Consider the following 19,279-nt stretch of genomic DNA (forward strand, 5'->3'; position numbering starts at 1 on the left):
GGTGTGGTCTAGAATGTTCCAAGGTCTGGAGACGTGCCAGAGTGGCCGAATGGGGCTCCCTGCTAAGGAGTTGCCCTCTTTGCGGAGGGCCGCAGGTTCAAATCCTGTCGTCTCCGCCACGCGCCCGTAGCTCAACGGATAGAGCATCTGACTACGGATCAGAAGGTTGGGGGTTCGAATCCCTCCGGGCGCACAGAAAAACCCCTGCATGTGCAGGGGTTTCGGTGTTCTTCGGGTGTGCTCTGGGCGGGCCTTGTCTCCAGCTGGCAGGAATCTTGCAATCCGCCTACTCTGCCTTGAGCGGGCAGCGGAATCCTCGGGCCTGACAGAGCGGAAAGGAAGAGGAGCATGACGACGCCACAGACTCCTTCCCTCGTCAACGAAGACGAGGCAATCTACGAGCTGGAGAAGGTTCTCGGGGCCCGCAAAGACTTGGAGCCGGACGAGCTCGCGGTGATGCAGGAGGCGCTGGAAAACCTGTCGCTGCGCCAGGTCATCGAGCTGATTGAGCGTCAGCCGTCGAAGCGCGGCGCGGTGCTGCTTCGGCTACTCGCTCCGCAGCGCGCCACCGCCGCCTTCGACGCGCTTGATCCTGGGCACCAGGCCGACATCGTGGGGGCGCTCGCGCACGAAGATGTGACGGATCTCTTTGCGGCGCTGGGCGTCGAGGACCGCGTCCAGCTCCTGGACAACCTGCCGGCGGAGATCGCCGACCAGGTCATGTCCGGCCTCGACGAGGAGGAGCGCGAGAGCACCAACGCGCTCATGGGCTACGAACGCGGCACCGTCGGACGTCACATGTCGCCGGATGTGCTGGTTGTGGAACCGGCCGATGGCGTTGAAGGGGTCGTCGACAAGCTGAAAGCTGAAGCTGAAAACCTGGAGACGATTTACACGCTGCCTGTAGTGGACGAGGATCGTGTGCTGATCGGCATCACCGGGCTGAAGGATCTGTTCGCGGCGAATTCGGGCGCCACGATCGGCGACATCATGCACGAGCCCGCATGGGCGGAGGCGACCGATGACGCCGAAGGCACTGCGCGGTGGTTCCTGTCCACCCACCACATCGCGATTCCCGTGGTGGATGCGGATCATCGCCTCGTGGGCATTTTCACTCACGACGAAGCACAGGACGTGATCGAGGGTGCCGACAACGAGGACCACGCGCGCCAGGGCGGATCCGAGGCGCTGAACAAGCCGTACTTGTCCACGCCGGTGGTGGAGCTGTTCCGCTCGCGCGTGGTGTGGCTGCTGGTGCTTGCCGTCTCCGCGATCTTGACCGTGCAGGTGCTCGACGTGTTCGAGGCGACGATCGCGGAGGTGACCGTGCTATCGCTGTTCATTCCGCTGCTGACCGGCACCGGCGGTAACACGGGCAACCAGGCTGCCACCACCGTCACGCGTGCGCTGGCGCTTGGCGACGTCCGCAAGCGCGACATCGCCAAAGTCATGTGGCGCGAGTGCCGCGTCGGCCTCACTCTCGGAGCGGTGCTGGGCACGATCGGCTTCGCACTGGCGTGGGTGGTGTTCAGCCAGGAGATCGGCATCATCATTGGTGCGACGTTGCTGTGCATTTGCACGATGTCCGCGACCGTCGGCGGCCTCATGCCGATTCTGGCGAAGGCCATCGGCGCAGACCCGGCCGTGTTCTCCAACCCGTTCATCTCCACGTTCTGCGATGCGACGGGACTTGTCGTGTACTTCTTCATCGCGAAGACCGTGCTAGGTATTTAGCGCACCTCTCCCATCTAGCGCGCATTTAGTGGCGTGACCTGCCATTTTGGTAGGTGCGGGGTCCCGGTGTAATGTTGTCCCACGTTGTAAGCGCCCGTAGCTCAACGGATAGAGCATCTGACTACGGATCAGAAGGTTGGGGGTTCGAATCCCTCCGGGCGCACCACGCAAAGCCCCTGATTAGCAGGGGTTTTTCTGCATTCTGGGGCAGCTCAGGCGAGAGAGAAAAATCGGTTCACCGATTGAGAACGTCTGGCCCGGCCATTAAGTTGATCTGTGGCTCTTGGGGGCCGCGCGGAGGTGGCGCGCGCCCAAAACCGACGGAGAGGTACCCATGCCACACAGGAACATTCGCACTATTGCCCGCTTGTCGCTGGTTGCGGCGGTGGCAGGCAGTTTCGGCATCGTCCCCGTCAGCGCGCAGGCACAGGCTTCGCTTATCGACGCCCCCTTGACAACGTTCCCGGCAACCCCCAACGCCTCGCCGAAGCTGACCCCGGGCAGCGGCAGCGCCAACGCCCGCTACTCCTCGGCAGGCTGGACCTACACTGCGGTGGCGTTCAACCCGGCGAACGAGCGGATGTACGCCATCTCCACCGGCGACAATGGCAAGGAAGCTGGCCACCTGCTGCGCTTCCAGCCGAAGGGCAAGCGCATTGCGGATCTTGGTCTGCTGGAACTCGACGATGTTCAAGCCGACAACATCGCCTCCGCGGCCTTCACCTCTCGCGGCCAGCTCGTAGTTTTCTCCGGCGCGAAGTTCCGCGTGCTGGATCTGTCGAAGGACTTCAGCCCAACCGCCGTGTCCCGCACCGCAGATATCGAGGTCGCGGCCCACGAGCTCAAGCTTGGGGACGGCAACGGCGAAAGCGGCCTGACCGGCGATAACGGCCTGACCGGCGATAACGGCCTGCCCGGGGCCTGGGCGTCCGTTGGCGAGAAGGGCGAGGTCGACACCCTGTACGCGGTCTCGCGCTCGCCGGAGAACGACTACTTTAAGTGGGCGCTGGATGTGACCACCGGCAAAGTCGAGATCACCCAGCTTGAGGTCGCGCCGAACCTGCGTCTCGACGAGATCGGCACGCTCAACTACGCGTACACCAAGAACGAAACGACGCTCGTGTTCGCCGACGACCAGGCCCGCTCGCTGGAGGTCGAGGGCAACACCATCCGCGCGTCCTACTTCGGAGGCACCGTCGTCGATAACTTCCGGGAGCTCTCGTACTTGCCGACGGGTGCGCCCTACCACCCGGTGACCAAGTTCATCACCCCAGCGTCCCCTGCATCCCCGGCCTCGCAGCCTTCGGTTTCTGCGGTGGACGTGGGGTCTGACACGGATGCTGGTACCCCGGCTCCGGCCGCCCAAGACGCGGCCTCGTCTCTGCCGACGACGGTTGAAGACGCCACCGAGCCGACCGTCTCCCCGAACGCCGCGCCGGCCCAGGATGCGCAGGCCGCCGCTAATGCTGGCGGTGCCGCCGACGCTTCCGGCGCTGGGGGTGCAGAGACTCAGACCGGCGATAGCCGCGACGTGAAGTTCACCGTCATGAACGAACGCGGCCACGCTGTCTCCGGCGCGGACATCGAGATCGTCGGCGCCGACGCCTCGGCGAAGACCGACCGTAACGGCCAAGCAGCTCTCTCCATTCCCGGCGACGATGTGCTGGCGATGGTCGAGGGCGAACCCGTCGTCATCGACGCCGACGAGTCGCGCATCCGCGTCACGCTGAACTCCGACTCGAAGACGAACGCCGGCACCGAGGACACCACCACCTCAGCGACCGCGAGCGGCACCCGCTCCATCCCGGTCGCGGTGCAGGACAACGCAGGCCACAGTGTCGCAGGTGCGACGATCGAAGGCGCCGGAGAGATGGCGGGCAAGTCCTTCACCTCGAATAGCGCAGGCCTAGCCATCGTTGAGGTGCCGGCATCCGCGTCCGACAAGACTTTGACTTTCACCGCGTCGAAGGACGGTGTTCAGGCCCCGTTTGACCTGGCAACTGATGCACAAAGCGCCACCGTGCAGCTCGGCACTACCTCCCAGCAGGGCGGATCTCAGCAGGGCGGGTCGCAGCAGGGCAGCCCGCAGCACCGGGACAGCACCATCTTGGTTCGCGTAGTCACCGACGGCGGTGACCCAGTGCAGTACGCCGAGGTCTACAGCCCGGGGCGCCCAGAGGTGCGTGCCAACGGCGGCACCGACGCAAGCGGCTACGTCAAGGTGGTCGTACCCGCCAATTCCGGCACCGGCCAGACCGTGCGACTCGCAGTGCGCAATGCCCCGAGCGGTTACAAGACCGTCGATAAGCAGGTCAACCGCTACGAGGACGACGTGACCCTCACGCTGTCGCGCTCGTCCACCGCTACCTCCTCGACGAAGTCGAAGCCCGACGAGGTCATGGATGTTGTCAAAGAGGTCGAGGGGCTGATGAAAGAGCTCGCGGGTCCAGCCGCCATTGGCGGCGCGTTGCTGCGCGGTCAGCGTGGGGGTACCAGCGCCACCCGCTCGGCAAGCGCGACACCGCTGCCGCTATCAGGTACGGCGACCGCCACCGCTTCCACCACGGGCACTACGACTGGCTCAACGACGGGTTCCACAACGGGTGCGAGGGACTCCAACACGCGGATGGTCAACCGCACCACCAGCGTGTCCACCACGGCTGCTCCGGCTCCGACCCGGTCGCTGTACAACTACGACAGCGACGACTCTTCCGACGACAGCGATTCCAAGCAGAGCGCGAAGCGCAGCCGCAGCGGCGACTTGGCCAACACGGGCACTCCGATGACCACCGTCATCGTGCTCGGAATCTTGGCAATGCTGCTCGGCGGGGCGTACCTGGTGATCAGCCGCCGCCGCGAAAACTAGACCACCTCTAAACCACCCCTAGAAGACCTCGACGCGCCCGCCCAGCGCCTCGATCTGCTCGAGCTGGGCCACCCACCCTGGGGCTCCGGGGTGGACCCGCATCACCGGGCGCGAGGACACTGCCACCGGCGACACCGATTCGCGACGCGCCCCGGAGCGTGCCGACATCCGCTCATGCGCGGTGTGGCCTGCCTCCGCTAGCGCCTGCATGGACGGCGGGTTGCCTGCAAGGGTAGCGCGGGCGTCGTTGAGCAAGGCGATGTATTCGTCGAGGACCTCGACGAGCGGTGTGGCGTTAGTCTCGCACATATTGCCCACTAGCGCCGGCCGCGTACCTGCGACCCGGGTTGCGCCTGCGAAGGACCCGGCCGCCAGCGACTGCGCCATCGGGCCGCCCCGGTCGCCGGTGACCGCGAGCGCCTCGGCAATTACGTGCGGCAGGTGCGAGATCCGCGCCACCGTCTCGTCGTGCTTGCGCGCGGTCACCGGCACCGCCTCGGCGCCCACCAGCGCCACCATCCGGCACACCTGGCCGAACACCCGCACCCACGAGTCGGGCACGCGCCCACCTGCGCCTTGACCTGCGCTCGGACCAGCCTCCGCACACTCGCGTGCGTAGTCGTACGCAACCACCCACGCCGCTCCTTGGAAGAGTCCGGTCTGCGTGGCGGCCCATCCGGATTCCGCGGTGCCGGCCATCGGGTGGCCGCCCACGTACCGCTCGCGCATCCCGCGCTGCGCCACCAGTTCCTGCACCGGCGCCTTCACCGACACCACGTCGGTCACCCCGCACGACGGCGCGTGCTCGGCGATCGCGTCCAACACCGACGCCACCGCATCAAACGGCACTGCCACCACGATCAGGGCGAGTTCGGATTCGGCGCGCGACAGGACGTCGATAAGCGAACTGCTTACCTCGAACCCTTCCGCAACCGCTCGTGCTGCCGCGGCTTCAGAGTGAGTGGAGCCGAAGACCCGCACGCCACGGGCGGCGAGGTCGCGCAAGAGCGAACCGCCGATCAGGCCGTTGCCGATGATGCAGACGCTTCCCAGTTCGCTTCCCAGATGGTTCATTCGCCAAAGTCTAACCCCACCACACAACCGCCCGGCTGGGACTACGCTGTGTGACCATGAGCCAGGACTTCCAGGACGGATACGCGGTCACGGTCGCCCAAGCGGGCGGCGCGTGGGTGGTGCGCGAGTTCGACGACGACTTCACCGACCTCGCCACCTCCGTCACCGCAGTGCGCGCGTTGCGCAGCGAGGGCGCGGCGTTCGCGATCCTCAACGTCGAGGAGGACTACCTGGTCATCGTCCGCCCGGGCCCGAGCCGCATCCGCCTGCTCATCTCCGACGCCACCATGGCGGTTGACGACGACTTCGCCGCCGACATCCTCGAAGAAATCGGCGCGGACGTCCCCGACATCGACCCCGACGAGCTCGACGATGTCGACGGCTGGGCCGAGGGCGACTTCGCCATCTTCGAAGACCTCGGTCTCTCGGAGGAAAGGTTGAGCATTTTGCTTGACGACGACCCCGCGCCCGACGAGCTGGCCGAAACCATCGCCACCGAGCTCGGCTTCGCCGATGCACTCGCGGACACCCTCGAGTAGCGCGGCCCTGCCCGACGCGGCCCTGCCTGACGCAGGGCGGCGCGCCGCCGAAACGCGCATGCACGATGCCATCGAGCTGGCACGCGGCACACCGGCCGAGGACGTGCCGGTGGGCGCGATTGTGTTCGCTCCCGGTGGGGAGGTGGTAGGGCGTGGGGTGAATCGTCGAGAAGCAAACTGCGATCCGACAGCCCACGCTGAGGTGGAAGCGATCCGGCAAGCCGCGGCGACCCTGGGCTCCTGGCGGCTGGACGGCTGCGAGCTGGTGGTAACCCTGGAGCCGTGCACGATGTGCGCGGGAGCGATCTTGGGTGCGAGGGTGCGATCGTTGGTGTTCGGGGCGTACGAGCCGAAGACCGGGGCGGTGGGGTCGGTGCTGGACGCGCTGCGCGACCCGCACCACCTGCACCAGGTTGAGGTGCGCGGGGGCGTGCTTGAGGCGGAGACCGCTGCGCTGATGAGCGAGTTCTTCGGCCGTTTGAGGCCGTGACAGAATCGTTATAGTCGCGAAGTGTGATTGGGCCTACACTCGGTGTGGTTAGTACCAGTTCGAACAAAAAGGAGAACACCATGGCATTCGAAGGCAAGGGCGACCAGCTCAAGGGCAAGGCAAAGGAAGCCGCTGGCAACCTGACCGGCAACGAGTCCCTCGAGAACGAGGGCAAGGCCGACAACCTGGCGGGCAACATCAAGGAAGGCCTGTCCGACGCTGGCGACGCTGTGAAGGACAAGTTCAACGAGGTTGCTGGCAAGGTCGAGGACAAGCGCGAAGAGCACGAGGCTGACGAGCGCTAATTTGGCTCACCGGAGACGCAACCGTTACTGTAGCTAGCGGTAGCGTGTCCGAGCGGCCGAAGGTACTCGCCTCGAAAGCGAGTGAGGGTAAAACCTCCGCGGGTTCAAATCCCGCCGCTACCGCCAGATTCCGGCGCCACCCCCATCGCGGGGCGGGCGCCGGTTTTTGTTTGCCAATTCGGGATCGGGCGCGCGGCGGATAGGATGGGCCGGGTAACTTGCCGGTGCCAAACGTGGCCAAACGTGAAGGATCTTTGTGGCGAAACTGCTGTACAAGCTGGGACGCTGGTCGTACCTGCACAAGTGGCGCGTGATTGTTGCGTGGCTGATCATCCTGGTGGCGTCGGCGGGTGCGGCGGTGTCGCTGATGCGGCCGTTCACCTCCGAGTTCGCCATCTCCGGCACGCCGGCGATTGAGGCGCTGGACACGCTGGACAGCAACTTCCCGGGCGAGGGCGATGTGGCCACGGCGCCAGGCGTGAACCTGGTGTTCGCCGCGCCGGAAGGGGAGCAGCTCACTAACGACGCCTACATGGCCGCCATAGATGAAACAGTGGCGTACATCGAAGACAACCTCCCTGACATCCGCGGCACCGACCGCTTCGGCAACCCGGTGACGGTGAGCGCCGAGCTGCAGCGCATGCTCGTGGAGCAGATGACCGAACTCGGCCTGCCGGAGGAAGCGGCGCAAAAGGATGCCTACAACGTGCGCATGCTTTCCGACGACGCGCGCATCGGCTACACCACGTTCGAGTTCGGTGCCGAATCGAACTTCGTGGTCACCGACGAAGAGCGCCAAGTCGTGCGCGACGCGATGGAGATCGGGCGCGCCGCGGGCCTTGAAGTGGAGGCGGGCGGTGCCGGTTTCGGCGACCCGATCGAGGTCAACACCACCTCCGAGCTGATCGGCATCGGCATCGCGTTTTTGGTGCTGCTGGTGACGTTTGGGTCGCTTGCGGCGTCGACAATGCCCATCATTACTGCGGTAGTTGGAGTGGGCATCGGTGCGATGGCGGTGCTGACCACCACCCACTGGGTCGACCTGAACGATGTGACCCCGGTGCTGGCTGTGATGATCGGCTTGGCCGTGGGCATCGACTACGCGCTGTTCATTCTGTCGCGCTTTAGGCAGGAGCGGGCGTCGCTGCCGGGGCCCGAGGCGGCCGGCATGGCGGTGGGCACCGCTGGTTCCTCGGTGGTGTTTGCTGGTACCACCGTGTTTGTGGCGCTGGTCGCGCTGGTGTTGGCCGGCATCGAGTTCTTGTCGTGGATGGGCATCGCCGCGGCGTTCACTGTGTTTGTCTCGGTGCTGGTGGCGCTGACGATGCTGCCCGCCCTGCTCGGTGTGTGGAGTGACAAGGCGTTCGCCGGCAAGATCCCGGGCGTGGCCGGCCACCCCGGTCCTGGCGACCGTCCGGCGAAGGACCTGGATAAGCGCTCTATGGGCCGCTCGTGGGTGAACTTCGTGCGCCGCTTCCCGGCCGTAGTCATGGCCGTGGTGGTGCTAGGCCTGGGCGCGATGTCCTACCCGGTGCTGGGCCTCGAGATGGCGCTGCCCGCCGACACCAACTCCAACAAGGACACCACTCAGCGCAAGGCCGCCGACCTCTTGGCCGAAGGCTTCGGGCCGGGTGTCAACGCGCCGCTGCTGATCGTCGTCGATGCGCACGGTGTGAACCCTGATGCCGAGATCCTCCAGCCGTACATGGCTGCCATCCCGGAGGAGCAGGCGGGCGGGCGCGCCGAGCAGGCTGCGCTCGCGTCGTTCCTCTACACCGTCGGTCAGGCGAACTCCGTGAACGGCGTGGTGCACGCCCAGATCATCTCGGTCAACGACGACTTCACCGCCGCCCAGATCCTTGCCACCCCGGATGGCGCCCCCGATGACCCGTATACCCTCGACATCGCCCACGGCCTGCGAGAGAACAACCTCCAGGTCGAGGATGCCACCGGTGTGACCATCGGCCTGACCGGCCTGACCGCGGTCCAGATGGACATCACCGAAGAACTTGCTGAGGCTATGCCGCTCTACCTGGGCATCGTCGTCGGCCTCGCGATCATCCTGCTCATGGTTGTCTTCCGCTCCATCATGGTCCCGCTTGTCGCCGGCCTCGGCTTCCTCCTGTCGGTCGGCGCGGCCTTCGGCTTCACGGTCCTGGTCTGGCAGGAGGGCCTCTTCGGCTTGGTCAACACCCCAGGTCCGATCCTGTCGTTCCTGCCCATCTTCATGATCGGCGTGACCTTCGGCCTCGCCATGGATTACCAGGTCTTCCTGGTTACCCGCATGCGCGAGCACTACCTCAAGCTCCGCGGCCAGGATGGCGGCCAGGATGGCGCCGAATCAGACGCAGAGCTTCGCGCCGTCGAGGAGGCCACCGTCGAGGGCTTCCGCCAGGGCGCACGTGTGGTCACGGCGGCGGCGATCATCATGATCGCGGTGTTCATTGCGTTTATCAACCAGCCGTTGCCGTTCATTCAGATCTTCGGCTTCGCGCTCGGCGTCGCGGTCTTCTTCGATGCGTTTTTCATCCGCATGGGCCTCGTCCCCGCCACCATGTTTCTCCTCGGCCGCTCCACCTGGTGGATGCCCAAGTGGCTGGACCGCATCCTGCCGGAAGTCGACGTTGAGGGCACAGAGCTTGAGGAGCAGTTCGAGGATCACCAGGATCACCAGAATCACCAGGAGTTGCAGCCCGCATGACCGCGTTCACATTGAGCAAAGAGCTTTACGACGCCCCCGGCAAACACGGTCGCACAGGGACGATCCACACCCCCCACGGCGATATTCACACGCCAGCCTTCATCCCCGTGGCCACCAAAGCCACGGTCAAGACACTTACGCCGGAGCAGATCCGCCTCACCGAAGCCCAGGCGATCTTGTCCAACGCCTACCACCTCTACCTGCAGCCCGGCGCCGACATCGTGGATGAGGCAGGTGGCGTGGCAGCGTTTGAGAACTGGAATGGGCCGACCTACACCGATTCGGGCGGCTTCCAGGTGATGAGCCAGGGTGTCGGCTTCCAGAAGGTGCTGGCCATGGATGTCGCGGGGCTCACCGACGCCGACATCCGCGCGGCGAACAAGGACCGCATGGCCCGCGTGGACGACGACGGTGTCGACTTCAAGTCTTTTATCGACGGCTCCTCCCACCGCTTCACCCCGGAAAAGTCGATGCAGATCCAGCACCAGCTCGGCGCGGACATCATCTTCGCATTTGACGAGCTGACCACGCTGGTGGATACGCGCCAGTACCAGGAGCACTCCGTGGAGCGCACCCGCCGCTGGGCGAAGCGGTGCCTCGACGATCATGACCGGCTCACACGCGAGCGCAAAGTGACCCACCCGGATCGCCCGGAACAGTCGCTCTGGGGCGTGGTGCAGGGAGCGCAGTACGAGGATCTTCGTCGACAAGCGGCGCGCAGCTTGCTTGAGCTGGACGAGCAAGCTCGCGCCGAGGGCAAGCGGGGTTTCGGCGGGTTCGGGATCGGCGGTGCGCTGGAGAAAGAGAACCTGGGCACCATCGTGGGGTGGGTGACCGATGAGCTTCCCGTGGACAAGCCGCGGCACCTGCTCGGCATCTCCGAGCCTGACGACATCTTCACCGCGGTCGAGGCTGGAGCCGACACCTTCGACTGCGTCGCGCCGACCCGGCTCGCGCGCCGCGGCGGCGTGTACACCCTCGACGGGCGCATGAACCTCACCGGCGCGCGCTTCAAGCGCGACTTCGCCGGTATCGATGAGGAGTTCGGTGGCTACGTCAGCCAGAACTACTCGCGCGCCTACATCCACCACCTGCTCAAAGCGAAGGAGTTCCTCGCCGGCACGCTGTGCACGATCCACAACCTGGAGTTCATGGTGCGCCTGGTGGACAACATCCGCCGCGCCATCGACGCCGGCGACTACGAGGCGTACCGCGACGAATTCATGGGGCGCTACTACGCGGGGGCCAAGACTCAGCGTCGCGGCCTGGGGTAAACGGCCTGATTCAGGGCATCCCGGGGGCGTCGACAAGCAAAAGCCCTTAGGCCGTGGTGGCGCTGAGCTGCTCCTCCTGCCGGCGCACCCACGCGATGGTGGGGTAGGTGATCGGCAGGAGCACGACCTCCATGATCGTCTTCCAGAAGAAGCCGACGGCGACGTAGTTCACGAACTCGCCGGCGGTGGTGATGCCGATGACGCCGGCGGCGATGGAGCAGAACAGCAGCGTGTCGGCGAACTCGCCGACGATGGTGGAGCCGATCAGGCGCGCCCATAGATTGCCGCGGCCGAGACGGTCCTTCATCTTCTGCAACACCCACGCGTTGAGCAGCTGGCCGACGACGTAGCCCGCGAGCGACGCCACCACGATGCGCGGCAAGAGCCCAAGCACCGCTGCGAACGGCTCCTGCATGTCGTAGAAATCTGCGGCTGGCAGCCAGATCGCGACATAGAACGTCAGCACTGCCAGCACCGCGACGCCGAAACCGGTGAACACGGCGCGGCGCGCGGTCTTGAACCCGTAGACCTCGGCGATGACGTCACCGATGACGTAGGAGATGGGGAAGAGAAAGAAGGCGCCGTCGGTGATCAGCGGGCCGAGCGTCACGCCCTTTTGCGCCGTGATGTTCGAGATGAGGAACACCGCGCAGAAGAACGTGAGCAGGTACGAAAACGGCGAGCGGGAAACGGGGTGAGTCACGCGCAATATCATGGCACGCAGAACTGACTAGACGCATGCTTGTTACTGGCTGGAAAGGCGGATCCTTGTGAATGACCACCGCGGCGCGGGCCGCTACGCGCCGAGCCCCAGCGGCGACCTCCACTTCGGCAACCTGCGCACGGCGCTGCTCGCGTGGCTGTTCGCCCGCCAGACCGGCCGCGCGTTCTACATGCGCGTCGAGGACATCGACTCCGAACGCAGCTCCGTCGAGTCCGCGCGCCGCCAGCTGGAGGACCTCGCGGTGATTGGCATTGAGTGGGACGAGCCGGTGATCTACCAGTCCGACCGCTCCGCCGCCTACGCCGCCGCGCTCGCGCAGCTGCCCACCTACGAGTGCTACTGCACCCGCCGCGACATCCGCGAGGCCGCCTCCGCGCCCCATGCCCAGCCAGGCATGTACCCGGGCACGTGCCGCGATCTCTCGGAGGAGCATCGCGCTTTACGACGCCTCGAACTATCCGCAGAAGGTCGCCTGCCGGCCATCCGCCTGCGGGCTGAAGCGCGGGAGTGGACGGTGTCGGATTTCTACCACGGCGAGTACACCGGCGCGGTCGACGACGTGATCCTGCGCCGCGGCGGCAACTTGAACCAGGCGCAGGCGGGGGATTGGGCGTACAACTTGGCCGTGGTTGTCGACGACGGCGACTTCGGCATCGACCAAGTCGTCCGCGGCGACGACCTGCTCGCCTCGGCGCCCGCCCAGGCGTACCTGGCGCACCTGCTTGGCTACCAGCAGCCGGAGTACGTACACGTGCCGCTGGTGGTCAACGCCGAGGGCAAACGCCTGGCGAAGCGCTACGGCGCGGTCACGCTGCGGGAAATGGCCGGCGAAATGGCCGGCGAAATGGCCGGCGAGGTGGCTGGTGGGGAGGGCGTGCAACGGGCCGTCGATAAGCTTGCTGCTTCTCTTGGGTGCCCTGGGGCGACGAACCTGCTGAAGAGCTTCGACCCGCTGGCCTTGCCGCGGGAGCCGTACGTGTTTGGCTCGGCCTAGGCCGTGAAGCCGACGCCCTTGCGCCAGTTCAGCATGGCCGCAGTGCGGACGGGAGAGAGGGGGGCGAGGATATCGTCGACGCGCAGCCACTCCATGAACACGTCCGCATCCGCGATGGTGACAATGGTGTAGCCGTGCGTGTCCAGCGCGCAGTGGCGCAGGTTCGGGTTCGCGGCGAACATGTAGCCGGTGGCGGTGCGCATCAGCGGGTGGCCGGCGGGGAGACCGAGCGAATCGGTGACGTTCGGGGCGGTGATGGAAGAGCACACCACCTCGCAGCCGATCTGGGTGTCGCCGTAGGGGATGGTGTGGCTCCACTCGGTGTGGATGTCGCCGGTGAGGAAGATCGGGTTCTTGCCCAGGCGGCCGAGGGCATCCAGGAGGCGGCGGCGCTCGCTGTCGTAGCCGTCCCACTGGTCACCGTTGAGGGGGAGCTCATCGATCGCGGGGATGTCGGCCTGAGAGGAGAGGATGTTGGAGCTCAACGCCTTCGCGATCGGGCGGGTCGCCGGGTTCTGCATGACGGTGCCGAGGCGCATTGGCGAGAACATCACCGAGTTGCCCAGGGCATTCCATTTGGTCTTCGAGCGCTCCAGCGTGTTGATGAGCCAGTTGTACTGCTCCGAGCCGAGCATGGTGCGGGCGTCGCCGGGCTGGCGTGAGCCGCCGCGCCAGAACTCGACGTCGCGGTAGGTGCGCAGGTCCATGACCGTGAGCTCGACGAGGTCGCCGAACGTGAACGTGCGGTAGATGTGGCCCTCGGTGCTAGTCTGGGTGGTGCGCACCGGCATCCACTCGTAGTAGGCGCGGATCGCGGCGTCGCGGCGGGCGTAGAAATCGCCTTCCGACGCGTCGTGGTTGTCCGCGCCGTCGCGCCAGTTGTTGTTGGCCACCTCGTGGTCGTCCCACACCACGATCCACGGCATCGCCGCGTGCGCGTTCTTCAGCGCTTGGTCGGTGCGGTAGCGGCCGTAGCGGGTGCGGTAGTCGGCCAGCGACACGATCTCGTGCGCCGGGTGGTGCAGGCGCACCGGGCCGAAGCCGGAGTACCCGTACTGGGCGTACTCGTAGATGTAGTCGCCGAGGAAGACGGTCAGGTCGATGTCGCCGGCCCAGCCGCGCTCTGCCATGTCGGCGTAGGCGGAGAAGAAGCCGGCCTCGTAGTTCGCGCAGGACGCGACTGCCCAGCGCTGGCGTTTCACGGGCGCGCCGGGCGCGGGCGCAGTCTTGGTGCGGCCGGTCGGCGAGGTCGCGCCGGCGTGCGGGCCGTCGGTGACCACGAAGCGGTAGAAGTAGACGCTGTCCGCCGCCAGCCCGTGCACGTCGATGTGCACCGTATGGTCGGCATCAGGGTGTGACAAGGACTCGCCGTGCTGCACAATCGTGAGAAACTCCGGGTCGGTCGCCACGTCCCAGCGCACCGGGGTCGGGGCGCCGCCACCGGAGCCGGGCCACGCGGCATCGTCCGGGGTCACGCGCGTCCACAGCACCACCGAATCCGGCAGCGGGTCGCCGGAGGCGACGCCGTGCACGAACGGCAGCGGCGGCAGCTCGGGTTCCGCGAGCGGGGAGGCCGACGGCGCGGGCTGGGAGCTTTGCGCCCACGCCTGCGCGGCGAAGCCCGCGCCGACGGTGCCAGAAGTGACCGCAGCGGTGCGGAGGAAGTTACGACGGGATACGGAACGGCTCGTTGCGGCGGCCTCGCTTCGTCTCACGCCCCATATGGTCGGACACTCATGCTTGGAGCGCGAGTGCAGGACACAAAGTTGGTGCAGGTTTCGCCGCGTGTTTGGCCGTTGTTTACCTAATTCAAGCGGGCGGTTTACCCGCGGCGGTTGAGGCGCACGTATTCGTCTTCATTGACGTGCAGTTCAAACCCCGCAGAGGTCGCGTTCTCGTAGGCAAACAGGAACTCCCCGTCGGCCGCCATCAGCTCCCCGTCGCGGTCGTAGACGTCGCCGGCCACAATCGCTTGCTGCCGCTCCGGCAGCAGCGTGCACGCGGTGGTAAACACCTGCGCTCCGCCCGGCGAGTAGGTGAAATTGCACCAGTTCTCGTTCACCGTGACCCGCACCGTATCCAGGTCGCTCGCCTCGTCCTCGCGGTAAAAGTAGGTGCCGGGCGGAATCAGATCGGGGTGGTCGCGGTCAGCGGCCCGCCGCTCGGGGTCACTGTCGGCAAGGGCAGAGGCCCCAGCCCCAGGTCGCTTATCGACGGCCACTTCACCGCCATCCCCATCCCCATCCCCGAATCCGCCACACCCGGCCAGCGTGGCACTCAGCGTGATGCAGATGGCGATCCCAGCCGCCGCCAGCGCCGCAGCTTCGAGGAATCCACGCAAGGCGCTAGGAGAGCGTGGTGCGGGTGGACAGGGCGGCGTCGATACGCAGAAGCCCCGAACCGTCGGAACCGACGAGCTGAAGCTGATCGACGATCTCTCCGACCGTGGCTTCCTCTTCGATCTGCTCGTTGAGGAACCAGTTGAGCAGCGCGCGGGACTCTAAGTCGCCGACCTCGTCCGCGATGCGGGTGATTTCGCGGATCTGCTCCGAAACCTTCTGCTCGTGCACGAGCGCGGCGCGGAACGCGTCGAGCGGGCCGCTGATCTCCGGCGCGTCGATCGCAATCGTGCGCGGCTGCACGCGCTCGCCGCGGTCGATGAGGTGCTTGGCAAACTTCTGCGCGTGCTCCGTTTCCTCCTGCGCCTGCGCGGTGAACCACGCGCACAGGCCCGGGAAGGACAGCGCGTCCATCTCGTTGGCCAGGTAGCGGTACACGTAGGCGGCGGCGTATTCCTCGGTGACCTGCTGGGTGATGGCTTCTTTGAGGCGGGGATCAATCATGTGCCCGGATTTTACAGCACCGCGACCTGGCCCCCGGTGACGCTGAGCTGCACCACCTCACCGCTCGGCAGGGTCAGGCTGGGGCGTTTGCTGCTCTTGCTTAGGGTCAGCTGGCGGTGGTGTGCGTAGGCGCGCAGCGCGCGGTGCACGTCCACGCGCGGCGGCAGCGGCGGGGCTGCCAGGGCCGCGCGCACGCCGGGCACGGTGATTGGCGGCAGGTTGAACCGCGGCGAGTGCAGCACAATCACTGCGGTCTCACCGCCAGGCAGGTTGAGGTAGTACAGGTGCGTGCCGCGCTGCATGTGCGCGATGTACGGCATGAGCTGGTACTGCTCGAGCACCACGGTCGGTAGCTCCCCGCGCGTCAGCGATACGATGCGCTCGCGCACGCCCATGTCGTGCACACCCCGGATGAACTCCAGGGAAGGGTTCGGCTGGCCCTGGTCGTACGTCCAGCCCCACCGGAAGGTCCCATTCGGCAGCAGGTAGCCGGCAATTTGCGGCACAAGCTTATCGACGCCCCCATCAACGAACCTCACCTCCGCCTGACGCAAATCATCCGAGAAGGTGATGCCGGCGATGATGCTATTGCAGTACGCGCGGTGCTCGTTGAACATGAACCACGACTCGTTGGTCACCCGGATGGGTTCGTTTTCTTCGGTGTCGCGCCGGGCGCTCATCACTGCCGACGCGTGCGCTCCTGCCGGGCCGGCGCCGGGGCGGTTGAGCACTTCGATCAGCGAGCCGTCGCTCAAGCGCAGCTCATGCATTCCCGGGGCGACGGTCTGGGAGCCCACGAGGTGCTCGCCGAGTTGCTTGGCCAGCGTGCTCACCGCCTCCAGCTCGTCCGCGTTCGGCGGCATGACCGTGTGCGCGATAGTGCGGCGCACCACGGAGCCCACCGGCTCACCGGTCTTCATCAGGTTCGGCAGAACCACGATGACCAGCTGCTCGGCATGGATGTTCGGCAGCGTGTTCGGCAGCGTGTTCGGCAGCGTGTTGGGCAGCACGATGATCGGGTTGCCGCCGTGGCGCGTCTGCAGCGCCTGAAGAAATGGCGTGGCCAGCGGTTCCTGGAACGGCGCCGGGCGGGTGAACTCGGGGATCGGGTTGCCGTTGGAGCCGGCCTGGTTCTGCGAGACAAGTCGGATATGGCCGCCGCTGATGGTCGCCACGATGATGCCCGGGTGGATCTCGCTGACGCCGACCGAGCTTGTCACCTGCAGGTTGATCGCGATGTCGCCGCCCGGTGTCGGGCCATATTGGTGCACCACCCGGTAGTTCACCGGTTGCGCGAGGCGCCCGTAGAAGTTCGACGCCGCCAGGAACCGGGTAAATAGGGACAAGCGGCCCTCGCGCAGCAGCGCGGGCGACGGCGCAGGGTAGCCAGGCGCAAAACTCATGCGTGTCAGCGTAGCGGGAAACAAAACAGGCCCCGCACCGGGCCGGTCACCAAAACCGGGGGCCCAAGTGTGCGGGGCCTGTTTCGAATTTTGCGGAGGATGTGGGATTTGAACCCACGAGGGTATTGCTACCCGCACGCGTTCCAGGCGTGTGACATAGGCCGCTAGTCGAATCCTCCAGCTGACACGTGCAGCACCGCTTGAAAAGCGGCGCCGATTGCATCGCTGGCAATACTGTAGTGCATTGCCACCGCGAGCCACAAAACGGCAAGACACGGTGTGCGCCAGCGAGAAGGTACAGCGTGACAGAGGGGGGCGTGGGGCCGTCGATAAGCATGCGGCAACTGGCGGCCCCTTTTTGTGCCACCTGGGCGATCCGGCTACAGTGAGGGCCAGGATCCCACGCGGTGCTTATCTTGTGAACTCCCCCAGGGCGGGAACGCAGCAAGGGTCAGCGAGCTCTGGCAGGTGCGTGGGGTCCCCTTTGTATTCACGGGTACGATTGAGCATCATGGCTACCCCTTTAAACGAGATGAACCCGCAGGAATGTGAGGCGTTGGCCAAAGACGTCCGCGAACGGTACGCCGAGCTGAAGGCGAAGAACCTGAACTTGGACCTCACCCGCGGCAAGCCGTCGAGCGAGCAGCTGGACTTCTCCCAGGATTTGCTCGCGCTGCCCGGGACGGACAACTACCGCGCGAAAGACGGCGTGGACGTGCGCAACTACGGCGGGGTCGACGGCATCGTGGACATCCGCGAGCTGTGGGCGGAGCTTATCGGCGTCGACGCGGAGAACCTCATCGCCGGCGACGCGTCCTCGCTGAACATCATGTTCGACCTCATCTCCTTCGCGTTCGCGTTCGGCACGAACGACTCGCCGCAGCCGTGGAGCAAGGAGCCGGGTGCGAAGTGGCTCTGCCCGGTGCCGGGCTACGACCGCCACTTCACCATCACCGAACAGTTCGGGTTCGAGATGGTCAACGTCCCAATGCTTGCCGACGGCCCTGACATGGACGTCGTCGAAGACCTTGCACGCGACCCGAACGTGAAGGGTATGTGGTGCGTGCCGATCTTCTCCAACCCCACCGGCGTGACCTACTCTCGCGAGACGGCTGAGCGCCTCGCGGCGATGGAGACCGGCGCGCCGGACTTCCGCATCGTGTGGGACAACGCCTACGCGGTGCACGCGTTCACCGACGAACTGCCGGAGAACCCGAACGTCATCGAAATCGCGGCGGAGAAGGGCAACCCGAACCGTTTCTGGTACATGAGCTCGACGTCCAAGATCACGCACGCGGGCGCGGGTGTGGCGTTTTTCGCGTCGTCGAAGGAGAACCTCGACTGGTACCGCTCGATCGCGGGCGTGCGCGGCATCGGACCGAACAAGGAGAACCAGCTTGCGCACGCCGCGCTGTTCGGCGACGCGGAAGGGGCGCGTGCGCTGATGCGCAAGCACGCCGGCTCGCTGGCGCCGAAGTTCGAGGCCGTGATCGGCATTCTGGGCGAGCGGCTCGGCGGCTACGGCGTCGCGGAGTGGACCGAGCCGAAGGGCGGCTACTTCATCTCCCTCGACGTCGTGCCCGGTACCGCGACCCGCGTGTGGGAGCTGGCGAAAGAGGCGGGCATCAACCTCACCAAGGCCGGCTCCGCGTTCCCGCACGGCACCGACCCGGACAACCGCAACATCCGGCTTGCCCCGTCGCTGCCGCCGCTGGACGAGGTCACCGAGGCGATGGACGGCGTCGCCACCTGCGTGCTTCTCGCCGCCATCGAGCACCGAGGTGCCCAGTGACAGGTAACGAGCTCCTTGCATGGATCGACACCATTTTCCCGGGCATTGAGCTTTCGCTTGTCGACGACTCCGCCGTCGCCACCAGCACACACCAAGACCTCCCCGTTGCTGTGACGGTCGGGTTCTCCACGGTTGATACTGGGCTCCGCCTGGAGGCGGATCCGAGCACACTCGTGGGGTGTGAATTGGCGGTCAAAGGTGGCGTCGATAAGCAATTGCTCGCGCAAACCGCAATTGAAGCGACCCGGATCATCAACTCCTTCGGGATTCCTGCGCAGCCTGGGGTGCTTTTGGAGAACCTGTTTTCCAATGTCGAGCTGCCGCCGGGCGCGACCGTGGGGCACGGGTTCTTGCGCGAGCCGGACCTGTTTTACAAGGGCACGCCCGTGCACCCTGAGGAGGGGAAGCTGACCGTGCTGCTGGAGCTGGTGGCGCTGACGGATACGGAGTATCGGATTGCGTCTGAGCAGGGCGTGGAGATTTTGAAGCAGCAGCTGCGGCGGCGCAGCGTGGACATTACGGATTGGTTCAGGGGCTAAT

Annotated in this window: 16 protein-coding genes, 5 tRNA genes and 1 other RNA gene; 15 read left to right on the forward strand and 7 right to left on the reverse strand. The window is 65.9% G+C overall.

Annotated features, from left to right (window positions below):
• The first annotated feature begins 27 nt into the window (after positions 1 to 27).
• From CGLAUT_RS00520 to CGLAUT_RS00540, 5 genes are all read left to right on the forward strand, one after another.
• Positions 28 to 119: transfer RNA gene (locus tag CGLAUT_RS00520), tRNA-Ser, on the forward strand.
• A gap of 1 nt (position 120) precedes the next feature.
• A tRNA-Arg gene (locus tag CGLAUT_RS00525) sits at positions 121 to 193 on the forward strand.
• 155 nt (positions 194 to 348) lie between these two features.
• Complete coding sequence (gene mgtE / locus CGLAUT_RS00530; RefSeq protein WP_095659006.1) at positions 349 to 1,734, forward strand: magnesium transporter; 1,386 nt, start codon at positions 349 to 351, stop codon at positions 1,732 to 1,734.
• Positions 1,735 to 1,824: 90 nt separating this feature from the next.
• Positions 1,825 to 1,900, forward strand: a tRNA-Arg gene (locus CGLAUT_RS00535).
• 168 nt (positions 1,901 to 2,068) lie between these two features.
• On the forward strand, positions 2,069 to 4,600 hold the full coding sequence (locus tag CGLAUT_RS00540; protein WP_290185637.1) for an LPXTG cell wall anchor domain-containing protein: 2,532 nt from the start codon (positions 2,069 to 2,071) through the stop codon (positions 4,598 to 4,600).
• A gap of 18 nt (positions 4,601 to 4,618) precedes the next feature.
• On the opposite strand, the gene CGLAUT_RS00545 is transcribed toward CGLAUT_RS00540, so the two are convergent.
• Positions 4,619 to 5,674 carry a prephenate dehydrogenase gene (locus CGLAUT_RS00545; RefSeq protein WP_290185639.1) on the reverse strand — a complete coding sequence of 352 codons (1,056 nt, stop codon included), beginning with the start codon at positions 5,672 to 5,674 and terminating at the stop codon, positions 4,619 to 4,621.
• A 56-nt stretch (positions 5,675 to 5,730) separates the two neighbouring features.
• Here CGLAUT_RS00545 and CGLAUT_RS00550 point away from each other — a divergent pair, with 56 nt between their 5' ends.
• The 6 genes from CGLAUT_RS00550 (at position 5,731) to tgt (ending at position 10,983) form a co-directional block, all read left to right on the forward strand.
• On the forward strand, positions 5,731 to 6,213 hold the full coding sequence (locus CGLAUT_RS00550; RefSeq protein WP_095660953.1) for a tRNA adenosine deaminase-associated protein: 483 nt from the start codon (positions 5,731 to 5,733) through the stop codon (positions 6,211 to 6,213).
• A gap of 58 nt (positions 6,214 to 6,271) precedes the next feature.
• On the forward strand, positions 6,272 to 6,703 hold the full coding sequence (locus tag CGLAUT_RS00555; protein WP_095659009.1) for a nucleoside deaminase: 432 nt from the start codon (positions 6,272 to 6,274) through the stop codon (positions 6,701 to 6,703).
• 80 nt (positions 6,704 to 6,783) lie between these two features.
• Positions 6,784 to 7,008, forward strand: a complete 225-nt coding sequence (locus CGLAUT_RS00560) for a CsbD family protein (RefSeq protein ID WP_290185642.1) — start codon at positions 6,784 to 6,786, stop codon at positions 7,006 to 7,008.
• A 38-nt stretch (positions 7,009 to 7,046) separates the two neighbouring features.
• A tRNA-Ser gene (locus tag CGLAUT_RS00565) sits at positions 7,047 to 7,134 on the forward strand.
• A 130-nt stretch (positions 7,135 to 7,264) separates the two neighbouring features.
• Positions 7,265 to 9,709 carry an MMPL family transporter gene (locus CGLAUT_RS00570; RefSeq protein ID WP_290185644.1) on the forward strand — a complete coding sequence of 815 codons (2,445 nt, stop codon included), beginning with the start codon at positions 7,265 to 7,267 and terminating at the stop codon, positions 9,707 to 9,709.
• A complete protein-coding gene (gene tgt / locus CGLAUT_RS00575; protein ID WP_290185646.1) occupies positions 9,706 to 10,983 on the forward strand; it encodes a tRNA guanosine(34) transglycosylase Tgt in 1,278 nt (425 codons plus the stop codon). Before CGLAUT_RS00570 ends, tgt begins: the two co-directional genes overlap by 4 nt.
• A 46-nt stretch (positions 10,984 to 11,029) precedes the next feature.
• On the opposite strand, the gene CGLAUT_RS00580 is transcribed toward tgt, so the two are convergent.
• On the reverse strand, positions 11,030 to 11,698 hold the full coding sequence (locus CGLAUT_RS00580; RefSeq protein ID WP_290185648.1) for a queuosine precursor transporter: 669 nt from the start codon (positions 11,696 to 11,698) through the stop codon (positions 11,030 to 11,032).
• 55 nt (positions 11,699 to 11,753) lie between these two features.
• On the opposite strand from CGLAUT_RS00580, the gene gluQRS reads away from it, so the two are divergent.
• On the forward strand, positions 11,754 to 12,701 hold the full coding sequence (gene gluQRS / locus CGLAUT_RS00585) for a tRNA glutamyl-Q(34) synthetase GluQRS (RefSeq protein ID WP_290185650.1): 948 nt from the start codon (positions 11,754 to 11,756) through the stop codon (positions 12,699 to 12,701).
• Here gluQRS and CGLAUT_RS00590 read toward each other — a convergent pair.
• From CGLAUT_RS00590 to CGLAUT_RS00610, 5 genes are all read right to left on the reverse strand, one after another.
• On the reverse strand, positions 12,698 to 14,416 hold the full coding sequence (locus CGLAUT_RS00590) for an alkaline phosphatase D family protein (RefSeq protein WP_290185652.1): 1,719 nt from the start codon (positions 14,414 to 14,416) through the stop codon (positions 12,698 to 12,700). The genes gluQRS and CGLAUT_RS00590 overlap by 4 nt on opposite strands.
• Positions 14,417 to 14,523: 107 nt before the next feature.
• Positions 14,524 to 15,042, reverse strand: coding sequence for a hypothetical protein (locus tag CGLAUT_RS00595; RefSeq protein WP_290185654.1), 519 nt, complete (start codon positions 15,040 to 15,042; stop codon positions 14,524 to 14,526).
• A gap of 4 nt (positions 15,043 to 15,046) precedes the next feature.
• Complete coding sequence (locus CGLAUT_RS00600) at positions 15,047 to 15,544, reverse strand: ferritin (protein WP_425551728.1); 498 nt, start codon at positions 15,542 to 15,544, stop codon at positions 15,047 to 15,049.
• An 11-nt stretch (positions 15,545 to 15,555) separates the two neighbouring features.
• On the reverse strand, positions 15,556 to 16,947 hold the full coding sequence (locus CGLAUT_RS00605) for a DUF6882 domain-containing protein (protein ID WP_290185656.1): 1,392 nt from the start codon (positions 16,945 to 16,947) through the stop codon (positions 15,556 to 15,558).
• Between the two features lie 93 nt (positions 16,948 to 17,040).
• A tRNA-Ser gene (locus CGLAUT_RS00610) sits at positions 17,041 to 17,126 on the reverse strand.
• Positions 17,127 to 17,338: 212 nt separating this feature from the next.
• On the opposite strand from CGLAUT_RS00610, the gene ffs reads away from it, so the two are divergent.
• The 3 genes from ffs (at position 17,339) to CGLAUT_RS00625 (ending at position 19,278) form a co-directional block, all read left to right on the forward strand.
• Positions 17,339 to 17,437, forward strand: an RNA gene (gene ffs, locus CGLAUT_RS00615) — signal recognition particle sRNA small type.
• A gap of 42 nt (positions 17,438 to 17,479) precedes the next feature.
• The gene (locus CGLAUT_RS00620; RefSeq protein ID WP_425551729.1) at positions 17,480 to 18,739 is read left to right on the forward strand and encodes an aspartate aminotransferase type Ic; all 1,260 of its coding nucleotides are present in this window, start codon (positions 17,480 to 17,482) and stop codon (positions 18,737 to 18,739) included.
• Positions 18,736 to 19,278: a hypothetical protein gene (locus CGLAUT_RS00625; RefSeq protein ID WP_290185660.1), complete on the forward strand. Its 543-nt coding sequence runs from the start codon at positions 18,736 to 18,738 to the stop codon at positions 19,276 to 19,278. Before CGLAUT_RS00620 ends, CGLAUT_RS00625 begins: the two co-directional genes overlap by 4 nt.
• Position 19,279 lies beyond the last annotated feature (1 nt).

This window comes from Corynebacterium glaucum, assembly GCF_030408855.1.
Classification (GTDB): Bacteria; Actinomycetota; Actinomycetes; order Mycobacteriales; family Mycobacteriaceae; genus Corynebacterium; species Corynebacterium glaucum.

Excerpts from the sequence above, each read along its gene's own strand:
- mgtE (WP_095659006.1), top strand. The coding sequence starts at position 349 with ATGACGACGCCACAGACTCCTTCCCTCGTCAACGAAGACGAGGCAATC.
- CGLAUT_RS00540 (WP_290185637.1), top strand. The coding sequence starts at position 2,069 with ATGCCACACAGGAACATTCGCACTATTGCCCGCTTGTCGCTGGTTGCG.
- CGLAUT_RS00545 (WP_290185639.1), bottom strand. The coding sequence starts at position 5,674 with ATGAACCATCTGGGAAGCGAACTGGGAAGCGTCTGCATCATCGGCAAC.
- CGLAUT_RS00550 (WP_095660953.1), top strand. The coding sequence starts at position 5,731 with ATGAGCCAGGACTTCCAGGACGGATACGCGGTCACGGTCGCCCAAGCG.
- CGLAUT_RS00555 (WP_095659009.1), top strand. The coding sequence starts at position 6,272 with ATGCACGATGCCATCGAGCTGGCACGCGGCACACCGGCCGAGGACGTG.
- CGLAUT_RS00560 (WP_290185642.1), top strand. The coding sequence starts at position 6,784 with ATGGCATTCGAAGGCAAGGGCGACCAGCTCAAGGGCAAGGCAAAGGAA.
- tgt (WP_290185646.1), top strand. The coding sequence starts at position 9,706 with ATGACCGCGTTCACATTGAGCAAAGAGCTTTACGACGCCCCCGGCAAA.
- CGLAUT_RS00580 (WP_290185648.1), bottom strand. The coding sequence starts at position 11,698 with ATGATATTGCGCGTGACTCACCCCGTTTCCCGCTCGCCGTTTTCGTAC.
- CGLAUT_RS00600 (WP_425551728.1), bottom strand. The coding sequence starts at position 15,544 with ATGATTGATCCCCGCCTCAAAGAAGCCATCACCCAGCAGGTCACCGAG.
- CGLAUT_RS00605 (WP_290185656.1), bottom strand. The coding sequence starts at position 16,947 with ATGAGTTTTGCGCCTGGCTACCCTGCGCCGTCGCCCGCGCTGCTGCGC.
- CGLAUT_RS00620 (WP_425551729.1), top strand. The coding sequence starts at position 17,480 with ATGAACCCGCAGGAATGTGAGGCGTTGGCCAAAGACGTCCGCGAACGG.